The following is a 19,878-nucleotide window of genomic DNA, read 5'->3' as shown; positions in this document are numbered from 1 at the left end:
ATTTTCAATAAACATAAAATGTGAAAAGCACATAAGAATATTCCGTTGTTATTTTTTGTTACACACTTGTAAAGCCACATTCATTGTATTGTTGTTCCGCAAATAATAGAATAGAAATGATCGAAATGTGAGGAGGTGCCATAGAATGAACAACAATGAACTTTACGTCAGTCTTGACATCGGTACGTCCAATACAAAAGTGATCGTCGGAGAAATGACAGATGATTCCCTTAATATTATCGGTGTGGGAAATGTACCGTCTGAAGGGTTGAAAAAAGGCTCAATCGTTGATATAGATGAGACCGTTCATTCTATAAGAAAAGCGTTTGACCAAGCTGAAAGAATGGTAGGTTTTCCGCTTAGAAAAGCTATTGTCGGCGTTAATGGAAATTATATCAATATTCAAGATACAAACGGTGTTGTAGCAGTTTCTAGTGAAAATAAAGAAATTCAAGTAGAAGATGTCCGCCGCGTCATGGAAGCGGCCCAGGTTGTTTCAATACCGCATGAACAGCTGATAGTCGACGTCATTCCTAAACAATTTATCGTTGATGGAAGAGATGAAATTACCGACCCGAAAAAAATGCTTGGTGTGCGTTTAGAAGTAGAGGGCACACTGATCACCGGTTCAAAAACAATATTACATAACTTGCTTCGCTGCGTTGAAAGAGCCGGTGTTGAAATAACTGATATTTGTCTACAGCCGCTGGCAGCCGGTTCTGCTGCTTTGTCAAAGGATGAGAAAAATCTCGGTGTGGCTCTCATTGATATAGGAGGAGGGTCAACCACCATTGCCGTATTCCAGAACGGACACCTGACTTCTACCCGTGTCATTCCTCTCGGAGGCGAAAATATCACCAAAGATATCTCCATCGGATTGAGAACGTCCACAGAAGAAGCGGAACGTGTGAAAAAACAATTTGGACATGCCTACTATAACGAGGCTTCAGAAGATGAAGTATTTGAAGTAACCGTTATAGGCACCAATCAAAAACAAACATTTACACAGCAGGAAGCAGCGAATATCATTGAAGCAAGAGTCGAAGAAATCCTTGAGATTGCTTCAGAAGAACTTCGCAATATGGGAATTAGCGATCTGCCGGGAGGCTTCGTGCTGACAGGGGGACAAGCAGCGATGCCTGGTGTCATGTCACTGGCGCAGGATGTGCTGCAAAACAATGTCAGAGTGGCGAGCCCGAATTATATCGGTGTAAGAGATCCTCAGTATATGACGGGAGTTGGCATGATTCAATTCGCCTGCCGGAATGCTAGAATTCAAGGCAGAAAAATTGGCTTCAAGATGCCTGAAGAAGCGATACAGGAAATCGCAGTCTCATCAGCAGAGGAAGAAGAGCATCATCACCAAAATGAGATGCAGCAACGGCCAAAAGGAAAACAAAAAACACAAGCCGAACATAACAAACAGAGCAAAATGAAAAAACTATTAAGCATGTTTTGGGAATAGATAGATAGTCATTCGGCAGATTAGGAGGATTTAGCATGTTGGAGTTCGAAACAAACATAGACGGCTTAGCATCAATTAAAGTAATCGGAGTAGGAGGCGGCGGTAACAACGCGGTCAACCGAATGATTGAGAATGAAGTGCAAGGAGTAGAGTACATCGCGGTAAATACGGACGCTCAAGCTCTTAACCTGTCAAAAGCGGAAGTGAAAATGCAAATCGGCGCAAAGCTGACTAGAGGATTGGGAGCAGGTGCGAATCCGGAAGTCGGTAAAAAAGCCGCAGAGGAAAGCAAGGAGCAGATTGAAGAAGCGCTAAAAGGCGCTGACATGGTATTCGTAACAGCTGGTATGGGAGGCGGAACAGGAACAGGTGCCGCACCGGTTATTGCGCAAATCGCAAAAGATTTAGGAGCATTAACAGTCGGAGTCGTTACAAGACCGTTTACGTTCGAAGGCCGTAAGAGACAGCTGCAGGCGGCGGGCGGAATTTCTGCAATGAAAGAAGCGGTGGACACACTGATTGTGATTCCGAACGACCGTATTTTGGAAATTGTTGATAAAAACACGCCGATGCTTGAAGCATTCCGTGAAGCTGATAACGTACTCCGTCAAGGGGTTCAAGGTATTTCTGACCTGATCGCTACTCCTGGTCTCATTAACTTAGACTTTGCTGATGTGAAAACGATCATGTCTAACAAAGGATCTGCTTTGATGGGTATTGGTATTGCGACTGGAGAAAACCGTGCTGCAGAAGCTGCGAAAAAAGCCATTTCCAGTCCGCTTCTTGAAGCAGCAATTGACGGCGCGCAAGGCGTCTTAATGAACATTACTGGCGGAACAAATCTGAGCCTATATGAAGTTCAGGAAGCAGCAGATATTGTCGCTTCTGCATCTGACCAGGATGTAAACATGATTTTCGGTTCTGTTATTAACGAAAATCTTAAAGACGAGATTGTGGTTACTGTGATTGCCACTGGTTTTATTGAACAGGAGAAAGATGTTACGAAACCCCAGCGTCCATCATTAAACCAGAATATCAAATCACATAATCAGAGTGTTCCAAAACGTGAGCCGAAACGAGAGGAACCGCAGCATCAAAACACAGTCAGCCGCCAAACCTCACAGCCGGCTGACGATACGCTTGATATCCCGACATTTTTAAGAAATCGCAATAAACGCGGCTAATTGAAAGGACAAAATCGTTTTCGATTTTGTCCTTTTTTTATTTTTTCCTCAATCATTTCCATCCATCTATCATGTCTTTTGAACTATGTCTTCCTACACAGATCAACAAATCAACCTATTATACCTACCGATATTTCATGACCATCTAATCATTTTCATTTATATGGAAATGAAATGACAGGAAACGACAATATCTGTAATTGAGATTGTCTACAGTTAACATACAGCAAAGTTTTGACAAACAAATTGAACTTTAAAGGAGGGACGACATTTTTTTACAAAGTGGTTTAAAAAAGGGGGATAAAAAATGAGGAAAAAGACGAAAAACAGACTGATCAGTTCTGTTTTGAGTACAGTTGTCGTCAGTTCACTGCTGTTTCCGGGTGCAGCCGTGGCAAGCAGCAAAGGTGCCGCTTCTTCTGTAAAACAGGAGCTTCAATCTTCAGAGACGATTCAAAATAAGATATCCAGCTCATTAAAGAAAAGCTTTAAAAAAGAAGAAAAAACTACCTTTCTGATCAAATTTAAAGATCAAGCTGACACTCAAAAAGCGGCAAAATCAGCTGTCAAAAGAGCGAAATCTAAAAAGCTTACCGCTGCTAAAACGGAATATCAAAAGCGTTCCGCCGTTGTGTCTTCGTTAAAAGTGACAGCTGATGAAGCTCAGAAGGATGTCTTGAAATATTTAAACAGCCAGAAAAATAAAGGGAATGCCGATGATATTCATTCCTATTATGTGGTAAATGGAATTGCAGTACATGCTTCTAAAGAGGTCATGGAGAAAGTGGCTCAGTTCCCTGAAGTAGAAAAGGTGCTTCCAAATGAAAAACGGCAGCTTTTTAAGTCATCCGCCTCCCCATTCAATATGAAAAAAGCGCAAAAAGCGATAAAAGCGACTGACGGTGTAGAATGGAATATAAACCAAATAGATGCACCGAAGGCTTGGGAGCTTGGATATGACGGAACGGGTACGGTTGTCGCCTCAATTGATACAGGGGTTGAATGGGAACACCCTGCATTAAAAGAAAAATATCGCGGGTTTAATCCGGAAAGCCCGAATGAGCCTGATAATAACATGAACTGGTTTGATGCTGTAGCGGGCGAGTCAAGTCCTTATGATGATCTTGCTCATGGCACTCACGTAACAGGTACAATGGTTGGTTCTGAGCCTGATGGCACGAATCAAATTGGTGTCGCACCTGGCGCAAAATGGATTGCCGTTAAGGCGTTTTCAGAAGATGGCGGGACAGATGCTGACATTTTGGAGGCCGGTGAATGGATTTTAGCTCCAAAGGACGCAGAGGGCAATCCTCACCCGGAAATGGCTCCGGATGTCGTCAATAATTCTTGGGGCGGGGGCTCCGGCCTTGATGAATGGTACAGGGATATGGTCAATGCCTGGCGTGCGGCCGACATTTTCCCGGAATTCTCTGCGGGAAATGCTGATCTTTTTAACCCGGGAGGACCTGGTTCTATCGCTAATCCTGCCAATTATCCGGAAGCATTTGCGACCGGAGCGACTGATATTAACAAAAAGCTTGGCGATTTTTCACTCCAGGGACCGTCGCCATACGATGAAACAAAGCCGGAAATTTCTGCTCCAGGCGTAAACATCCGGTCTTCAGTTCCTGGCCAGACATATGAAGACGGATGGGATGGCACTTCGATGGCAGGACCGCATGTTTCTGCTGTTGCCGCGTTGTTGAAGCAGGCAGACGCCTCACTTTCTGTCGATGAGATGGAGGATATATTGACAAGCACGGCTGAGCCATTAACAGACTCTACATTCCCTGACTCTCCGAATAACGGATACGGTCATGGTTTGGTTAATGCTTTAGACGCTGTATCAGCCGTTACAGACGGTTTAGGAAAAGCAGAAGGGCAAGTTTCTGTCGATGGGGAAGATGAAGAGATGCCTGTCTATCAACATGAGAAAGTAAATGAAGCTTATGAAGGTGCCAGCCTTCCGCTTACCTTGACAGCTGAAGACAATGTGAGTGTGACTGCCGTTAAATTGGCCTATAAGCTGGATCAAGGCGAATGGAACGAGGTCAATGCGAAACGAATCAGCGGAGATCATTTGAAGGGGACGTACCAGGCGGAAATCCCAAGTATAAAGGGGACCGCATTAAGCTATAAGTGGATCATTCAGGATTTTGGCGGCCATGTTGTTGAGTCTGACATATATGATGTAACCGTAAAACCTAGCATCACTACTGGATACAAGCAGGATTTTGAGACAGAACCAGGCGGCTGGCTTATGAGCGGAACAAACAATAACTGGGAGTGGGGAGTTCCGGAATCAGGACCTCATGCAGCTGCATCAGGAGAAAAAGTATATGGGACAAACCTGACTGGAAATTATGCCAATGGAGCGAATATGAATCTCACTATGCCTCCAATTGATGTGCCGGATTCAGGGAACCTGTTTCTTCAATTCAAGAGCTGGCACAACCTGGAAAGTGATTTTGATTACGGCTACGTTTTTGTTTTACCGGAAGGCGAAACGAATTGGGAGCAGGCTGGGGTCTATAATGGAAAGACTTCAAACTGGATCAACGAAGAAATTAATTTATCCGCATACAAAGGCCAAAACATTCGAGTGATGTTCAACCTTCAGTCTGATGAAAGCATTGCGAAAGAGGGCTGGTACATTGATGATGTTCAGCTTTCAAACAAATCTGCCGGAAAAACAGCTAAAAAGAATAAGCTGGGCGTACAAAAAACGGCAGAAAAGCAAAAGAAAAAAGCGGTTAATCCAAAAAAGGCTAAGCCTTCAACACATACAGCTGCCAAAACAGAACATAGCGCTGATATACAGCCGCAAGCATTGCCGCTAAGAGCACAGGTCAGAGTGATTGAAACAGGAAAATCAACCTATTCAGATCAATCAACCGGACAGTACAAGCTGACGCATAAAGCAGGAGACTATACGCTTATGGCAGAAGCTTATGGCTATCAATCGAAAACGCAAAAAGTGTCTTTGCAGGCAGATCAGACAACCCAAGCTAATTTTACGTTAGAAGAACTAAAGAAAGGCACATTAAAAGGCACTGTCATCAATAAAACAACAGGAAAGCCTGTAAAAGGGGCTTCCGTCTATGTTATTGAGGATGCCGCGGTTGAACCGGCAACTACAAACGACAAAGGAGAATATACACTTGAAGCCTATGAGGGCTCTTACACCATTAAAGTAGCTGCGCCGGGCTATTACAGCGATGAATTTTCCGTTGAATTAAAAGGTGATATCACAAAAGAAACTGTGCTAAAGCCTTTCGTCGGTTATCCAGGCGAGATCGGATACGATGATGGAACAGCGGAGAATGCAAATTCCTATTTTGCGGCCGGAAACGGATGGGCGGTTAAAATGTCACTGGCTGACGGCAAGGAAAAAGGCATGCTGACAGGAGGGCTATTCAGATTCTGGGATACGGAGTTCCCTGATCCTGGCGGCACAGAGTTTAAGGTCGAGGTTTACGATGCGACAGGGAAAGATGGAGCACCCGGCAAAAAAATTGCGGGACCATATCAAGCTGAAGCTCTTCGTAATGGCGAATGGACGAAAGTAGATCTCAGCTCGAAGGGGATTATGGTCGATAAAGACTTTTATCTTGTCTATATCCAGTCAAAACCTGATCCATATTCACCAGGCTTGGCAATGGATGAAACCGGGCAGTACTCAGATCGCAACTGGCAGTATGTTGACGGAACATGGCAAAAAGGGGATAAAGAAGACGGCAACTATATGATTCGTGCATTAGTCGATTATGAAGCTGCCGTACCTGACATTACTTCTCCTGCAGACCAATCATACACCAATAAGGAGAGCGTCACTGTAAAAGGAAAGGCATCTCCCGGGACGACTATAACCCTTTATAATGGTGATCAAGAAGCAGGAGAAACGAAAACTGCCGCAGATGGCACGTTCGAGGCAGGGGTTTCACTCAGCAAAGGGGAAAACAAGCTGACAGCGGCTGCATCAACAGACTCCGGAACGACAGATGCTTCAAGTCCTGTTACGGTCACACTTGATCAAGACAAGCCTGAACTGACGCTCGACAATCCAAAGGATGGCGAGAAAATCAATAAAGAAGCGCTGACTGTTAAAGGCACTGTTTCAGATGACAACTTGAAAGAAGTAAAGGTTAATGGCAAAAAAGCAACAGTCACAGACGGTTCCTATTCCGCCCGTATCCTATTGGAAAACGGAAGCAACGAAGTAAAGGTGACAGCCTCTGACTTAGCAGGCAACAAGACGACGAAAAAAGCTGTCGTCGATGTGAATTTTGACAAGCCAGTTATTAACGGACTAATTCCTGGTGAGGACAAAATCTTAAAAGCTGGTGAATCGGTCAAAATCGCTTTTTCAAGCACGAAAGGGGCAGATGCAACGTTTGTCATTCGTCTTCCGCTCACAAATGCAAGAGCGAATGTACAAAACGCTACCGAGCTGCCGTTAAGGGAAATATCTCCGGGACGATATGAAGGCTATTGGACAGCAACATCTTCTATTAAAGCAAATGGAGCGAAAGTAGAGGTTATCGTTCGAGACAATTACGGCAATGAAACTAGAAAAACAGCGAATGGAAAACTATATATCAATACTGAAAAGTAAGTGTAAAAAAGCTGCCGCCCTTGGCAGCTTTTTTTCTATATACTCGCATTCATTCCCTCGACAAATTAAGCAGTTATCCCTGAAAAATTGTATGGGCCTCTCAACATTAATTGACAGACTTTCCCACAGAGCTTGCTTTATACTTATGAAACAAGAAGGGGAACAGCGTGATGCAAGAAAGAAAGGGGTCAGGTGTGAAAATCTATTTAGATGTCATTTGGCTGTTAAACTTTTGTTTTGACGCACTGTTGCTTTTACTGACGGCATTTATTTTAAAACGCCATGTGAAAAAAAGAAGATTGATAGGCGGCGCGTTTATCGGTTCAAGTATTGTCCTTTTGATGTTTACTCCTTTCTCGCCGATCGTTGAGAACCCGGCCGGAAAGCTCGCTTTTTCGGTTGTCATTGTACTCGTAACATTCGGTTTTAAGAGGTTTCGTTATTTCTTTCAAAATTTGTTTTCCTTTTATTTTGCTACTTTTCTAATGGGAGGAGGAATAATCGGAGCACACTCATTGCTGCAGTCAAACTCTATTGTCAGTAACGGTGTCATGATCACCAATCAAACCGGATTTGGGGACCCGATCAGCTGGATGTTTATCGTGGCTGGCTTTCCCGCGTTATGGTTTTTTTCCAAGAGAAGAATCGAAGATATTGAAACAAAAAACATTCAATATGAGGAACGAGTCAGGGTACAGGCGGACCTGGGCGGCCAAACACTGCACGCAAGAGGCCTGGTGGATTCAGGCAACCAGCTGTACGACCCGCTCACAAAAACACCGGTCATGATAATTCACATTGATAAGCTTGAACCGATTTTCGGAGAGGCTGATACGATGATTATTCGAAATGCAGACCCGATGGAAGCGATTGAACAGCTTGATGATTCGTTTCGTTTTTTAGATAAAATGAGGCTGATCCCATACCGGGGAGTAGGCCAGCAGCATCAATTCTTATTATGTATCAAACCGGATCATGTAACGATTATGACAAAAGATGAAATGATTTCCGCGGATAAATGCTTAATTGGCATCAGTACGTCAAAGCTGTCGGCAGATGGAGATTTTGACGCGATTATTCATCCGAAAATGCTGTCAGGAAAAGCCATTAAACACGTGTCCTAATGTTCGCAAATGTCCGTTATTTATCATACTCATAAGACGTGACATTTAGAAGGGAGAGGAAGATGAAAAAACTTAAATTGCGGTTGACGCACCTCTGGTATAAGCTGCTGATGAAACTGGGCTTGAAAAGCGATGAAGTGTATTACATAGGCGGAAGTGAAGCTTTGCCGCCGCCATTATCAAAAGACGAGGAGCAGGTTCTATTAATGAAGCTCCCAAGCGGTGACCAGGCGGCCCGCGCTATTTTGATCGAACGCAACCTGCGGCTGGTCGTCTATATCGCCCGGAAATTTGAAAACACGGGAATTAATATTGAAGATTTAATCAGCATCGGCACCATTGGATTAATCAAGGCTGTGAATACCTTCAATCCGGAAAAGAAAATCAAGCTGGCTACATATGCCTCTCGCTGTATCGAGAATGAAATCCTGATGTATTTAAGGAGAAACAACAAAATCCGTTCAGAAGTATCTTTCGATGAACCGCTTAATATTGATTGGGACGGCAATGAGCTTCTGCTTTCTGATGTGCTGGGCACGGATGATGATATCATCACAAAGGACATTGAAGCAAACGTGGATAAAAAGCTTCTAAAAAAAGCGCTCGAACAGTTAAATGAGAGGGAGAAACAAATCATGGAACTTCGTTTCGGGCTTGTCGGCGAAGAGGAAAAAACCCAAAAGGATGTTGCGGATATGATGGGGATTTCTCAATCCTATATTTCCCGTCTGGAAAAACGAATCATTAAAAGATTGCGAAAAGAATTCAACAAAATGGTGTAAAAAATTTTTGCGGGTTAATCCCTTGATTCTACAAGGATTTCCCAATTATGACTATTTTTCGGTCTGAGTACAGTGCATATTTTTCCCACCCGAGGAGATACTTAACGTTGTACAGCAGCTCCTATAGGGAGGGAAAAAAGTGTTGAGAAATAAAGTCGAAATCTGCGGGGTGGATACGTCCAAATTACCCGTACTCAAGAATGAAGAGATGAGAAAGCTGTTTAGGCAATTGCAGGACGAAGGTGATGATTCAGCCAGAGAAAAGCTTGTAAACGGGAACTTGCGTCTTGTCTTAAGTGTCATTCAAAGATTTAATAACAGAGGGGAGTATGTTGATGACTTATTTCAAGTCGGCTGCATCGGACTAATGAAATCCATTGATAATTTTGATCTAAGCCACAATGTTAAGTTTTCAACATACGCTGTACCTATGATTATCGGAGAGATCCGCAGGTATTTGCGCGATAATAACCCGATACGAGTCTCGAGATCACTCAGGGATATCGCATATAAGGCACTCCAGGTAAGAGAACGGTTAATCAGTGAGACAAGCAAGGAGCCGACGGCAGAGGATATCGCCAAAGTTCTTGAAGTACCGCACGAAGAAATCGTGTTTGCACTCGACGCCATTCAAGATCCGGTATCTCTTTTTGAACCGATCTACAATGACGGCGGAGATCCGATTTATGTCATGGATCAAATCAGTGATGAACGCAACAAAGATACACAATGGATTGAAGAGCTGGCTTTGAAAGAGGGCATGAGAAGGCTGAACGAGAGGGAAAAAATGATTTTAAGAAAACGGTTCTTCCAAGGAAAAACGCAAATGGAAGTAGCCGAAGAAATCGGGATTTCTCAAGCACAGGTGTCCAGACTGGAAAAGGCAGCAATCAAACAAATGAATAAGAATATTCATCAATAGCATGGACGCGGAAAGCCTTTAAAACAGAAATTGTTTTAAAGGCTTTTCTATTTAGAAGCGGGCGGTTTACGTTTTCGAAAAAGTAAGGTATCCTAGTCCGTACACAGTTTTGTGAAAATTAAAACAATTATTCGGTTTGGAAAGAGGAGGACCACAATGATTTTGCAGCTTGACAATGTCTCACTAAAACGGAATGGAAAATGGATACTAAAGGATATTCATTGGAAAGTAGAAGAAAAGGAGAACTGGGTGCTTTACGGATTAAATGGAGCAGGGAAGACCGCGCTGTTAAATATGCTATGCTCTTACTATTTTCCGACAACAGGCGAGATGCAGGTGCTTGGTCATGTATTCGGAAAAACGGAGCTGGGAGATAAACTCAGACGAAAAATCGGCCTTGTCTCAGCGGGTCTTCAGCAAAAATTGTATCCGGCAGATTCAGCTTTTGAAATTGCTCTGAGCGGGGCATATGCTTCAATTGGCTTGTATGAAACTCCAAGTGCGGATATCAGAGAAAAAGCAATTGCCCTGCTCGAGGACTTAGGAGCCATCGATTATGCTGACCGCCGCTATGAAACTCTTTCTCAAGGAGAGAAACAAAGAGCTTTAATCGCAAGAGCGCTAATGGCTGATCCGGAGCTGCTTATACTGGACGAACCAGTTACAGGACTTGATTTTATTGCCCGGGAAAAACTGTTAGATACGATTACACATATTGCAAGCAGGGAAAATGCGCCGTCTATTCTTTATGTTACGCATCATGCGGAAGAAATTTTGCCGATTTTTGATAAAGCCCTCTTGTTAAAAAAGGGAGAAGTCTTTAGATCAGGACAAATGAAAGACATGCTGACAGATGAATCACTTTCTTCTTTTTTTGATACGCCGATCCGTGTATTATGGAATCAGGATCGTCCGTTTTTAACAAGAGCTGAGACGGTAACAAATGCATAACGACATACGATTCATCCTAGGGGTGCTATAGAAGCTGAGAGAGACGCTTGTCTCAACCCTTATTGACCTGATCTGGATCATACCAGCGGAGGGAAGCGGTGAAAAAAGCGGAGAATGCAGCAGCATGCACTCTGCTTTCTTTATTAAGCCGTTTCATGAATATGAAACGGCTTTTTTCTATTAAAAATAGGAGCGGATAACATGATTGATCAAGTAGAATCTTTACTAAAAAAAGCGGAAGAACAAAAGGACGAGCTCATTGGGCTTGCGAAAACGCTGATTTCTTTTAAAACACCGGCGCCGCCTGCGAGAAACACAGACAGCATCCAAACATGGATTGCACAGTTTTTGCGTGAGCGGGGATTTTTCATCGACAAATGGGACGTTTATCCAGGAGATCCCAATGTTGTGGGTGTCTTAAAGGGAACAAATTCAGCAGCCTATCAAAGTTTAATCATCAATGGGCATGTCGATGTGGCAGAGGTAAGAGAGGACGAGGAATGGGTGCATGACCCGTTTTGTCCTATTGAGAAAAACGGTTTCTTAATCGGCCGGGGCGCCTCAGATATGAAAGGCGGAATGGCCTGTGTGCTGTTTGCTGTAAAGCTGATTCGTGAAGCAGGCATTGAGCTCCCGGGCGATTTGATTCTGCAATCGGTCATCGGGGAGGAGGTCGGAGAGGCCGGCACGCTTGAATGCTGCAAAAAGGGCCATCACGCAGACTTTGCAGTTGTGGCGGATACGAGCGATATGCATATTCAAGGTCAAGGCGGAGTGATTACAGGCTGGATCGAAATCAAAAGCAGTCAAACGTTTCACGATGGAACAAGACGCAATATGATCCACGCTGGCGGAGGAACATTCGGGGCGAGCGCGATCGAAAAAATGGCAAAAATCATTTCTGGACTCGGTGAGCTTGAGCGCCATTGGGCCATTATGAAACGTTATCCCGGCTTTGCACCCGGTACAAACACAATTAATCCCGCTGTTATAGAAGGAGGCAGACATGCGGCCTTTATAGCGGATGAGTGCAGGCTGTGGATCACAGTCCATTTTTACCCGAATGAAACGCATGAACAAGTGGCAGCGGAAATAGAAGATTACATCAACCGGCTGAGTGACAGTGATATTTGGCTGAGGGAAAACCGTCCTGTCTTTAAATGGGGAGGCTCTTCAATGATTGAGGATAGAGGAGAAATTTTTCCGGCCTTGGAAGTTGATCCGGCTCATCCTGGCGTTTTAGCCCTTACAGCGTCACACGAGGAAATCAAACGGGAACGCCCGGTCGTTGACGTCTCTCAGACCGTAACCGATGGCGGATGGCTTTATAATTTCGGTATCCCAAGCGTGATCTACGGACCTGGCAATTTATATAATGCTCATTCCGTTAATGAGGAGGTATCGATTGAGCAGCTCGTAGATTATACGAAAATCATGCTCACATTCATCCTTAGATGGTGCAGCCGTAAAAAAGAACAATGATCATGAAAATTTCTCCTTGCTGACAAGGTTCAGCCCGCCCGTTCATATACTAGAAAAAAGGACCGAAAAAGGACGTGATGGGAATGATCAGCATTTCAGAATTTCAGGTGAAAGATGTCGTCAATGTCTCTAACGGAAAAAAATTGGGGAGCATCGGCGATATTGATATCAATGTCACTACAGGAAAAATTCAGGCGATTATACTAGGGGGAAATGGAAAAGTTCTCGGTTTTTTTGGAAAGGAAGAGGAAATGGTCATTCCTTGGCGAAATATAGTTAAAATCGGTGAAGATGTCATTTTAGTCCGATTAAGTGAATCCCATGCTTAGCTTTTTTGCCGCTGATTGTCAAATGCCGGAAGTCTGAACTCTTCCGGCACATTTCATTTATGAAATATGCAAATCGGCGCTAAACGAATGCAGAAAGATGTGGTAAAATAAGTGGGAAATTACGCCTTATAAATGTTTGTCGAAAGGTTGGATCATCATGAATACATATCACCCATTCAGTCTCACCACCCCCTCGACACTCATGATACAAGACTGGAAACAAACGAATCAAAATCATGCAGAAATCATTGCCGGATTTACTACGAAAAACGGCGGTGTCAGTCAAAAACCTTTTGAGTCGTTAAATACAGGATTGCACGTTCATGACAAAGATGCAGATGTGGTTAAAAATCGTGAATATATAGCCGATATGTTTAATATTGATTTGCAGTCTTGGGTATTTGCTGACCAGACACACGACAATCGCGTCCAAAAAGTGACGCAGAGGGACAGGGGCAAAGGCACCCGTGAGTATCAATCAGCTTTTAAAGCAACAGACGGGCTCTATACAAATGATAAAAATGTATTCCTGGCATTATGCTTTGCTGATTGTGTGCCTCTTTTCTTTTTCGATCCGGTGAAATCGCTTGTCGGGGTCGCTCATGCCGGATGGAAAGGCACGGTCAAACAGATTGGCAGAGAAATGGTGAAACAATGGACCGAACAGGAGGGCTCGAAGCTTTCTGATATATACGCTGTTGTCGGACCGTCTATCTGCGGTGCGTGCTATACGGTGGATGATCGTGTGATGAATGCTGTCCGCGCATTGCCGTTTTCAGCAGAGCGTGCCGTAAATCAGACGGGACAGGGGCAGTATCAGCTTGATCTGAAAGAGCTGAATCGACTCATACTGATCGACAGCGGTTTGGCAAATGAGCAGATTTCTGTCAGCGGTTTATGTACGGAAAGTGAGCCGTCACTTTTCTTTTCCCACCGGCGCGATCAGGGGAAAACAGGACGGATGATGTCCTTTATCGGAATGAAGGAGGCATAAAAGATCTTGCGTGTTGTTGATCATTTACGACATATAAACCAACAAATAAACGAAGCATGTAACAGATCGGGCCGCAGCTCCGATGAAGTTACGGTTATTGCAGTCACAAAATATGTCTCGCCAGAAAGAGCACAGGAGGCGGTCGATGCGGGCATCACGTGCCTCGGAGAGAACCGGGACGCCGAGCTGCTTCGCAAACAGGAAATCATAAAAGGAAATGTGGAATGGCATTTTATCGGCAGCCTTCAATCAAGAAAAGTAAAAGCTGTCGTCAATTCTGTTTCCTATATTCACTCTTTGGACCGGCTTTCATTAGCGAAAGAAATTGAAAAACGGGCTGAAGGTGCTGTCCAATGCTTTGTGCAGGTCAATACCTCGCTTGAGCCCTCTAAACACGGCATGAAAAAAGAAGAAGTGATACCCTTCATACAAGAGCTTTCCGGCTTTGAACACATCGTTGTGGCCGGACTGATGACTATGGCTCCTCTGACTGATGACCAAGATCAGATCAGAAGCTGTTTCCGAGCGCTGAGAGAACTTCGTGATCAGGTTCAAGAACTGAAACAGCCGAACGCTCCATGTACAGAACTGTCGATGGGCATGTCAAATGATTTTGAAATCGCGATTGAAGAAGGGGCTACTTATATTAGAATCGGCTCATCGTTAGTCGGAAATGAAACAGGGGGTGTACAGCAATGAGTATGAAAAATAAACTGAAAAACTTTTTCTCGATGGATGAAGAAGAATACGAATACGAATATATTGAAACTGAGCGGGATTCTCATGAGGAACAGGAACAAAAAGAAAAACCTGCTTATAATGCTGGTAAACCAGCAGCCAAACAGAACGTGGTAAGCTTGCAAAGTGTTCAGAAATCCTCTAAAGTGGTGTTGAGTGAGCCGCGCGTTTATGCGGAGGCGCAGGAAATAGCTGACCATCTGAAGAACAGGCGGGCAGTTGTCGTCAATCTTCAGCGGATACAGCATGACCAGGCGAAACGGATTGTTGACTTCTTAAGCGGAACCGTTTACGCCATTGGCGGCGATATCCAAAGAATTGGTTCAGATATTTTCCTATGCACGCCTGATAACGTAGATGTATCAGGCACAATTTCTGAGCTCATATCTGAAGACGATCAGAGGTGGTAAAGCGAGATGATCCTTTATCAAGTTTTTTCGGTTTTAAGCTTATTAATTACAATATACTCATTTGCCCTGATCATATATATTTTTATGTCATGGGTGCCGAGTACGAGGGAAACAGGAGTCGGACGTTTTTTAGCTTCGATCTGTGAACCATATCTCGAGCCATTCAGAAAAATTATCCCCCCAATTGCAATGCTGGATATTTCACCAATCGTAGCCATTCTCGTGCTGCGGTTTGCGACAACTGGCTTGTGGGGGCTTTATCGCATGATTGCCTTTTAAGGTGACAGTTTGATAGGGGCTTGGCTGCTGCCAAGCCTCTTTACATAGAAGGGAAAGACGATGAGCGATATTTATCAGCACTTCAGAAAAGACGAGCGTGCCTTTATCGATCAGGCGCTCGAATGGAAAAGAATTGTCCAGGAGCAGTACCGGATGAAGCTGACCGACTTTTTAGATCCCCGGGAACAGGTCATTCTCGCTGCTGTCACGGGACAGGCAGATGTAGGACTGGCTTTTTTCGGCGGCTATGGCAGAGCGGAGCGAAAACGGGCTATTTTATATCCTGAGTACATCAAGCCGGAAGAATCGGATTTTGAGCTTCAGGCGTTTGACGTCCGCTATGCTGAAAAATTTGTGACGGTCGATCACCGGTCACTTCTTGGTTCATTAATGGGAATCGGCCTGAAGCGGCAAAAGTTTGGAGATTTAGTGTTTTCAGAGACGGCGGTGCAAATCATTGTCTCAGCTGAAACAGCCGATTTTGTTGCGGCTCAGCTTACCCAAGCCGGAAAAGCCGCGGTCAAGCTTGAGAAAATTGACTTGTCAGACCTTAAAATTCCCGCATTAGATGTCGAAATAAGAGATGACACCGTTTCTTCTTTAAGGCTTGACGCAGTCTGCGCCTCTATGAGCAGGCAATCACGCCAGAAATCACAAACGCTGGTGAAAAACGGTCTTGTAAAAGTGAACTGGAAGGTTGTTGAAGATCCTTCTTACCAGGTTGCTGAAGGGGACATGCTCTCTATCAGGGGCTTTGGCCGCTGCAGTCTGACAAAAATCGAAGGGAAAACCAAAAAAGACAAGTGGAGAGTCACGTTTGAACGACAAAAATAGTCGGTTTTTCAGTTTTTTTCTCCATCTGTGTGGAATTTGCTTTATAATGTGAACTAGATAACCGTACTGAAATGTAAAAAATGGAGGTGGCATCATGCCATTAACGCCGAATGATATTCACAATAAGACGTTTACAAAAAGTTTTCGCGGATATGATGAAGACGAGGTAAATGAATTTCTGAGCCAAGTCAGAAAAGATTACGAAATTGTTCTCCGTAAAAAAACAGAGCTTGAAGCGAAAGTGAATGAGCTGGATGAAAGAATCGGGCACTTTGCCAACATTGAAGAAACGCTGAATAAATCGATTCTGGTTGCCCAAGAAGCAGCTGAGGACGTAAAGCGCAATTCTCAAAAGGAAGCAAAGCTGATTGTTCGGGAAGCGGAGAAAAACGCTGACCGCATCATCAATGAGTCTTTATCGAAATCAAGAAAAATCGCAATGGAAATCGAAGAACTGAAAAAACAGTCTAAAGTGTTCAGAACACGTTTCCAAATGCTAATCGAAGCGCAGCTTGATCTTCTGAAAAATGATGATTGGGATCATCTGCTCGAATATGAAGTCGACGCTGTGTTTGAGGAAAAGGAATAAATTCTCTGATTACCTTGACATTTTCTTAGCTTGTCGAATATAATACGTTCATAAATTCAGATGAAAAGACGGTTGAAAGGGACAGTCATGTTTCCATCATGCCTTTATAGCGACCCGGAGATGGTGAAAGTCCGGGATGGCCGGAATCATGTAGATCAGCCCTTAAGTTTCCTTTCTGAACTCACAGTAGGTTAGGACGTTCATCACGTTACGATGCTCGAGAGGAAAAAGCGTAAGCCTCGCTTTTTCTAAAAGGGTGGTACCGCGAGATAAGCTTTCTCGTCCCTTATGGGATGAGAGGGCTTTTTTTATTTTCTGAAAAAATTGGTGGAGGAATGAAAATGGATTACAAAGACACGCTCTTAATGCCGAAAACAGATTTTCCGATGCGAGGCAATTTGCCAAACCGTGAGCCTGACATGCAAAAGAAATGGGAGGAGCAGGATATCTACAGTCTAGTACAGGAACGGACGAAGGACCGCCCGAAATTTGTTTTACATGACGGACCTCCGTACGCAAACGGCGATATCCACATGGGCCACGCGCTTAACAAAATTTTAAAGGACTTCATCGTCCGCTACAAATCAATGAGCGGGTACAACGCACCATACGTACCGGGCTGGGATACACATGGATTGCCGATTGAAACAGCTCTTACAAAAAACAAAAAAGTGAACCGCAAAGAAATGTCAGTAGCTGAATTCCGCAAGCTATGCGAAGAATATGCATGGAAGCAAATTGAGGGTCAGCGTGAGCAGTTCAAGCGTCTCGGAGTCCGCGGTGACTGGGAAAATCCATATGTGACACTGAAACCGGAATATGAAGCACAGCAAATCCGCGTTTTCGGTGAGATGGCAAAACGAGGATACATTTATAAAGGCCTTAAACCGGTTAACTGGTCACCTTCAAGTGAGTCTGCTTTAGCTGAAGCGGAAATCGAATATCAAGACAAACGCTCAGCATCTATTTACGTCGCTTTTGGCGTGAAAGACGGAAAAGGAGTGCTTGAAAACGGTGAGCGCATCATCATTTGGACAACAACGCCTTGGACGATCCCTGCAAACCTCGGCATTTCGGTGCATCCTGATCTAGAATACAGCGTGATTGCAGTCGGTGATGATCGCTTTGTTGTAGCAAGTGCACTGGTTGAAGCTGTAGCTTCTGCATGCGGCTTTGAGCAGTATGAAGTGACAAGAACGATCAAAGGGAAAGATCTCGAAAATATTATCGCTGAACATCCGCTATACGGCAGAGATTCACTCGTTATGCTTGGCGATCACGTGACAACTGACGCCGGAACAGGCTGTGTTCATACAGCACCGGGACATGGGGAAGATGACTTTATCATCGGCCAAAAATACGGCTTAGACGTACTTTGTCCGGTTGATGAAAAAGGTGTGATGACAAGCGAAGCTCCTGGCTTTGAAGGTATGTTCTATGATGATGCAAACAAAGCGATCACTCAGCAGCTCGAAGAAAAGGGCGCGCTCGTAAAGCTTGAATTCATTACACACTCCTATCCGCACGACTGGAGAACAAAGAAACCAACCATTTTCAGAGCAACTGCGCAATGGTTTGCGTCTATTAAAGATTTCAGATCAGACCTGCTGGATGCCATTAAAGAAACTAAATGGGTTCCTGAATGGGGAGAGCAGCGCTTGCACAATATGGTGCGCGACCGCGGCGACTGGTGTATTTCCAGACAGCGTGCATGGGGTGTGCCGATTCCGGTATTTTATGCTGAAAACGGTGAGCCAATCATCACAGATGAAACGATTGAGCACGTTTCAGAATTGTTTAGAAAACATGGCTCTAACATTTGGTTTGAAAAAGAAGCGAAGGATCTTCTTCCGGAAGGCTTTACGCATCCTGGTAGCCCGAACGGCACATTTACAAAAGAACAGGACATCATGGATGTTTGGTTTGATTCTGGTTCTTCCCACCAAGCGGTGCTTGAAGAGCGCGAGGATCTCGTTCGGCCGGCTGATTTATATCTTGAAGGCTCTGACCAATACCGGGGCTGGTTTAACTCATCTCTATCAACAGCAGTAGCCGTAACAGGAAAAGCGCCATATAAAGGTGTGCTCAGCCATGGATTTGCACTGGATGGAGAAGGACGCAAAATGAGTAAATCCATCGGTAACGTTGTGGTTCCAGCAAAAGTTATGAAACAGCTTGGCGCCGACATTTTAAGATTATGGGTGTCTTCTGTTGACTACCAGGCGGATGTTCGCGTGTCTGATGCGATTCTGAAGCAGGTTGCTGAAGTATACCGTAAAATCCGCAACACGTTCCGTTTCCTTCACGGCAACCTATTCGATTTTGATCCAAAAACAAATGCGGTGGCTGTGGAAGATCTTCGTGAAGTCGATCAGTATATGCTGATTAAGCTAAACAAACTGATTGATAAAGTGAAAAAAGCGTATGACGAGTACGAATTTGCGGTTGTGTATCACAGCATCCACAATTTCTGTACAATTGAATTAAGCTCATTCTATCTGGATTTCGCTAAGGATATTGTATACATTGAGCATGCGGATCATCCGGATAGACGCAGCATGCAGACTGTATTCTATGAAACGCTGCTGGCATTAGTGAAGCTTACAGCACCGATTCTGCCTCATACTGCTGACGAATTGTGGTCTCACTTAACATTTGTTGACGAGCAAAGCGTTCAGCTGACAGATATGCCGGAAACGATTGCGGTTCCAAACAGCGAAGCCACAGAAGATAAGTTTGACCGTTTTATGTCTCTTCGTGATGATGTGCTAAAAGCGTTAGAAACAGCGCGAAATGAAAAAATCATCGGTAAATCATTGGAAGCAAGCCTGAAGTTGTATCCGAATAAAGAGAACAAAGAGCTATTAGCTTCTATTAAAGAAAATCTTTCTCAGCTGTTTATTGTTTCTGAATTAACCATCAGTGAAGAAAATGAAGCGCCAAACGATGCGCAAAGCTTTGAGACAGGGAAAATCGCTGTCGAGAAAGCTGAAGGCGAAATGTGTGAGAGATCCCGGGTGATTTCTAAAGATGTAGGTGCAAACCCGAAATATCCTACACTGTCACTGCGCAACGCTGAAATCGTTGAAAAGTATTATCAGAATTAATGAAAGAGCCCGGCGCACAAGCCGGGCTTTTTTTGTGCCAAGAGTGACATCGTTTAGAATGGCAGGAAAAATC

16 protein-coding genes, 1 riboswitch and 1 other annotated feature are annotated in these 19,878 nt (G+C 44.1%); all 16 genes read left to right on the top strand.

From position 1 onward, the window contains the following. The first annotated feature begins 145 nt into the window (after nucleotides 1-145). The 16 genes from ftsA to ileS all read left to right on the top strand — a co-directional run bounded on the left by ftsA (nucleotide 146) and on the right by ileS (nucleotide 19,805). Nucleotides 146-1,465, top strand: a complete 1,320-nt coding sequence (ftsA, locus tag NST16_RS09715) for a cell division protein FtsA (protein ID WP_010334165.1) — start codon at nucleotides 146-148, stop codon at nucleotides 1,463-1,465. A gap of 35 nt (nucleotides 1,466-1,500) precedes the next feature. Continuing rightward, nucleotides 1,501-2,649, top strand: a complete 1,149-nt coding sequence (ftsZ, locus tag NST16_RS09710) for a cell division protein FtsZ (RefSeq protein ID WP_010334166.1) — start codon at nucleotides 1,501-1,503, stop codon at nucleotides 2,647-2,649. A 307-nt stretch (nucleotides 2,650-2,956) separates the two neighbouring features. Continuing rightward, the gene (locus NST16_RS09705) at nucleotides 2,957-7,264 is read left to right on the top strand and encodes a S8 family serine peptidase (protein WP_340886073.1); all 4,308 of its coding nucleotides are present in this window, start codon (nucleotides 2,957-2,959) and stop codon (nucleotides 7,262-7,264) included. 194 nt (nucleotides 7,265-7,458) lie between these two features. Further along, nucleotides 7,459-8,388 (top strand): sigma-E processing peptidase SpoIIGA, encoded by a 930-nt coding sequence (spoIIGA, locus tag NST16_RS09700; protein WP_168749424.1) that lies wholly within the window; start codon nucleotides 7,459-7,461, stop codon nucleotides 8,386-8,388. A gap of 62 nt (nucleotides 8,389-8,450) precedes the next feature. Next, complete coding sequence (gene sigE / locus NST16_RS09695; RefSeq protein ID WP_024121327.1) at nucleotides 8,451-9,170, top strand: RNA polymerase sporulation sigma factor SigE; 720 nt, start codon at nucleotides 8,451-8,453, stop codon at nucleotides 9,168-9,170. A gap of 139 nt (nucleotides 9,171-9,309) precedes the next feature. After that, nucleotides 9,310-10,092 carry an RNA polymerase sporulation sigma factor SigG gene (sigG, locus tag NST16_RS09690; protein ID WP_340886068.1) on the top strand — a complete coding sequence of 261 codons (783 nt, stop codon included), beginning with the start codon at nucleotides 9,310-9,312 and terminating at the stop codon, nucleotides 10,090-10,092. A 156-nt stretch (nucleotides 10,093-10,248) separates the two neighbouring features. After that, nucleotides 10,249-11,043, top strand: coding sequence for an ABC transporter ATP-binding protein (locus NST16_RS09685; protein WP_010334170.1), 795 nt, complete (start codon nucleotides 10,249-10,251; stop codon nucleotides 11,041-11,043). 8 nt (nucleotides 11,044-11,051) lie between these two features. Next, nucleotides 11,052-11,154, top strand: a riboswitch (TPP riboswitch). A gap of 90 nt (nucleotides 11,155-11,244) precedes the next feature. Beyond that, a complete protein-coding gene (locus tag NST16_RS09680; RefSeq protein WP_340886064.1) occupies nucleotides 11,245-12,525 on the top strand; it encodes an acetylornithine deacetylase in 1,281 nt (426 codons plus the stop codon). An 83-nt stretch (nucleotides 12,526-12,608) separates the two neighbouring features. Continuing rightward, nucleotides 12,609-12,854 carry a YlmC/YmxH family sporulation protein gene (locus NST16_RS09675; RefSeq protein ID WP_010334173.1) on the top strand — a complete coding sequence of 82 codons (246 nt, stop codon included), beginning with the start codon at nucleotides 12,609-12,611 and terminating at the stop codon, nucleotides 12,852-12,854. Between the two features lie 157 nt (nucleotides 12,855-13,011). Continuing rightward, nucleotides 13,012-13,848, top strand: coding sequence for a peptidoglycan editing factor PgeF (gene pgeF / locus NST16_RS09670; protein WP_340886061.1), 837 nt, complete (start codon nucleotides 13,012-13,014; stop codon nucleotides 13,846-13,848). A 6-nt stretch (nucleotides 13,849-13,854) separates the two neighbouring features. Continuing rightward, entirely contained in the window at nucleotides 13,855-14,547 is a 693-nt protein-coding gene (locus NST16_RS09665; RefSeq protein WP_326197078.1) for a YggS family pyridoxal phosphate-dependent enzyme, read from the top strand. Continuing rightward, a complete protein-coding gene (gene sepF / locus NST16_RS09660; protein WP_024121333.1) occupies nucleotides 14,544-14,996 on the top strand; it encodes a cell division protein SepF in 453 nt (150 codons plus the stop codon). Before NST16_RS09665 ends, sepF begins: the two co-directional genes overlap by 4 nt. Before the next feature lie 6 nt (nucleotides 14,997-15,002). After that, on the top strand, nucleotides 15,003-15,275 hold the full coding sequence (locus tag NST16_RS09655; RefSeq protein WP_010334177.1) for a YggT family protein: 273 nt from the start codon (nucleotides 15,003-15,005) through the stop codon (nucleotides 15,273-15,275). A 60-nt stretch (nucleotides 15,276-15,335) separates the two neighbouring features. Then, nucleotides 15,336-16,109 (top strand): YlmH family RNA-binding protein, encoded by a 774-nt coding sequence (locus tag NST16_RS09650; RefSeq protein WP_268446241.1) that lies wholly within the window; start codon nucleotides 15,336-15,338, stop codon nucleotides 16,107-16,109. A 94-nt stretch (nucleotides 16,110-16,203) separates the two neighbouring features. Next, complete coding sequence (gene divIVA, locus NST16_RS09645; RefSeq protein ID WP_010334179.1) at nucleotides 16,204-16,698, top strand: septum site-determining protein DivIVA; 495 nt, start codon at nucleotides 16,204-16,206, stop codon at nucleotides 16,696-16,698. Between the two features lie 62 nt (nucleotides 16,699-16,760). Beyond that, nucleotides 16,761-16,988 (top strand) — a binding site (T-box leader). 51 nt (nucleotides 16,989-17,039) lie between these two features. Continuing rightward, the gene (gene ileS / locus NST16_RS09640; RefSeq protein WP_326192131.1) at nucleotides 17,040-19,805 is read left to right on the top strand and encodes an isoleucine--tRNA ligase; all 2,766 of its coding nucleotides are present in this window, start codon (nucleotides 17,040-17,042) and stop codon (nucleotides 19,803-19,805) included. Nucleotides 19,806-19,878: the final 73 nt, after the last annotated feature.

The organism is Bacillus sp. FSL K6-1005 (genome assembly GCF_038000225.1).
Classification (GTDB): domain Bacteria; phylum Bacillota; class Bacilli; order Bacillales; family Bacillaceae; genus Bacillus; species Bacillus mojavensis.
The sequence above is the reverse complement of the archived record's forward strand: the minus strand, read 5'-3'. Positions and strand labels throughout refer to the sequence as shown.

Excerpts from the sequence above, each read along its gene's own strand:
- ftsA (WP_010334165.1), top strand. The coding sequence starts at position 146 with ATGAACAACAATGAACTTTACGTCAGTCTTGACATCGGTACGTCCAAT.
- ftsZ (WP_010334166.1), top strand. The coding sequence starts at position 1,501 with ATGTTGGAGTTCGAAACAAACATAGACGGCTTAGCATCAATTAAAGTA.
- NST16_RS09705 (WP_340886073.1), top strand. The coding sequence starts at position 2,957 with ATGAGGAAAAAGACGAAAAACAGACTGATCAGTTCTGTTTTGAGTACA.
- sigE (WP_024121327.1), top strand. The coding sequence starts at position 8,451 with ATGAAAAAACTTAAATTGCGGTTGACGCACCTCTGGTATAAGCTGCTG.
- NST16_RS09685 (WP_010334170.1), top strand. The coding sequence starts at position 10,249 with ATGATTTTGCAGCTTGACAATGTCTCACTAAAACGGAATGGAAAATGG.
- NST16_RS09680 (WP_340886064.1), top strand. The coding sequence starts at position 11,245 with ATGATTGATCAAGTAGAATCTTTACTAAAAAAAGCGGAAGAACAAAAG.
- NST16_RS09675 (WP_010334173.1), top strand. The coding sequence starts at position 12,609 with ATGATCAGCATTTCAGAATTTCAGGTGAAAGATGTCGTCAATGTCTCT.
- pgeF (WP_340886061.1), top strand. The coding sequence starts at position 13,012 with ATGAATACATATCACCCATTCAGTCTCACCACCCCCTCGACACTCATG.
- sepF (WP_024121333.1), top strand. The coding sequence starts at position 14,544 with ATGAGTATGAAAAATAAACTGAAAAACTTTTTCTCGATGGATGAAGAA.
- NST16_RS09655 (WP_010334177.1), top strand. The coding sequence starts at position 15,003 with ATGATCCTTTATCAAGTTTTTTCGGTTTTAAGCTTATTAATTACAATA.
- NST16_RS09650 (WP_268446241.1), top strand. The coding sequence starts at position 15,336 with ATGAGCGATATTTATCAGCACTTCAGAAAAGACGAGCGTGCCTTTATC.
- divIVA (WP_010334179.1), top strand. The coding sequence starts at position 16,204 with ATGCCATTAACGCCGAATGATATTCACAATAAGACGTTTACAAAAAGT.
- ileS (WP_326192131.1), top strand. The coding sequence starts at position 17,040 with ATGGATTACAAAGACACGCTCTTAATGCCGAAAACAGATTTTCCGATG.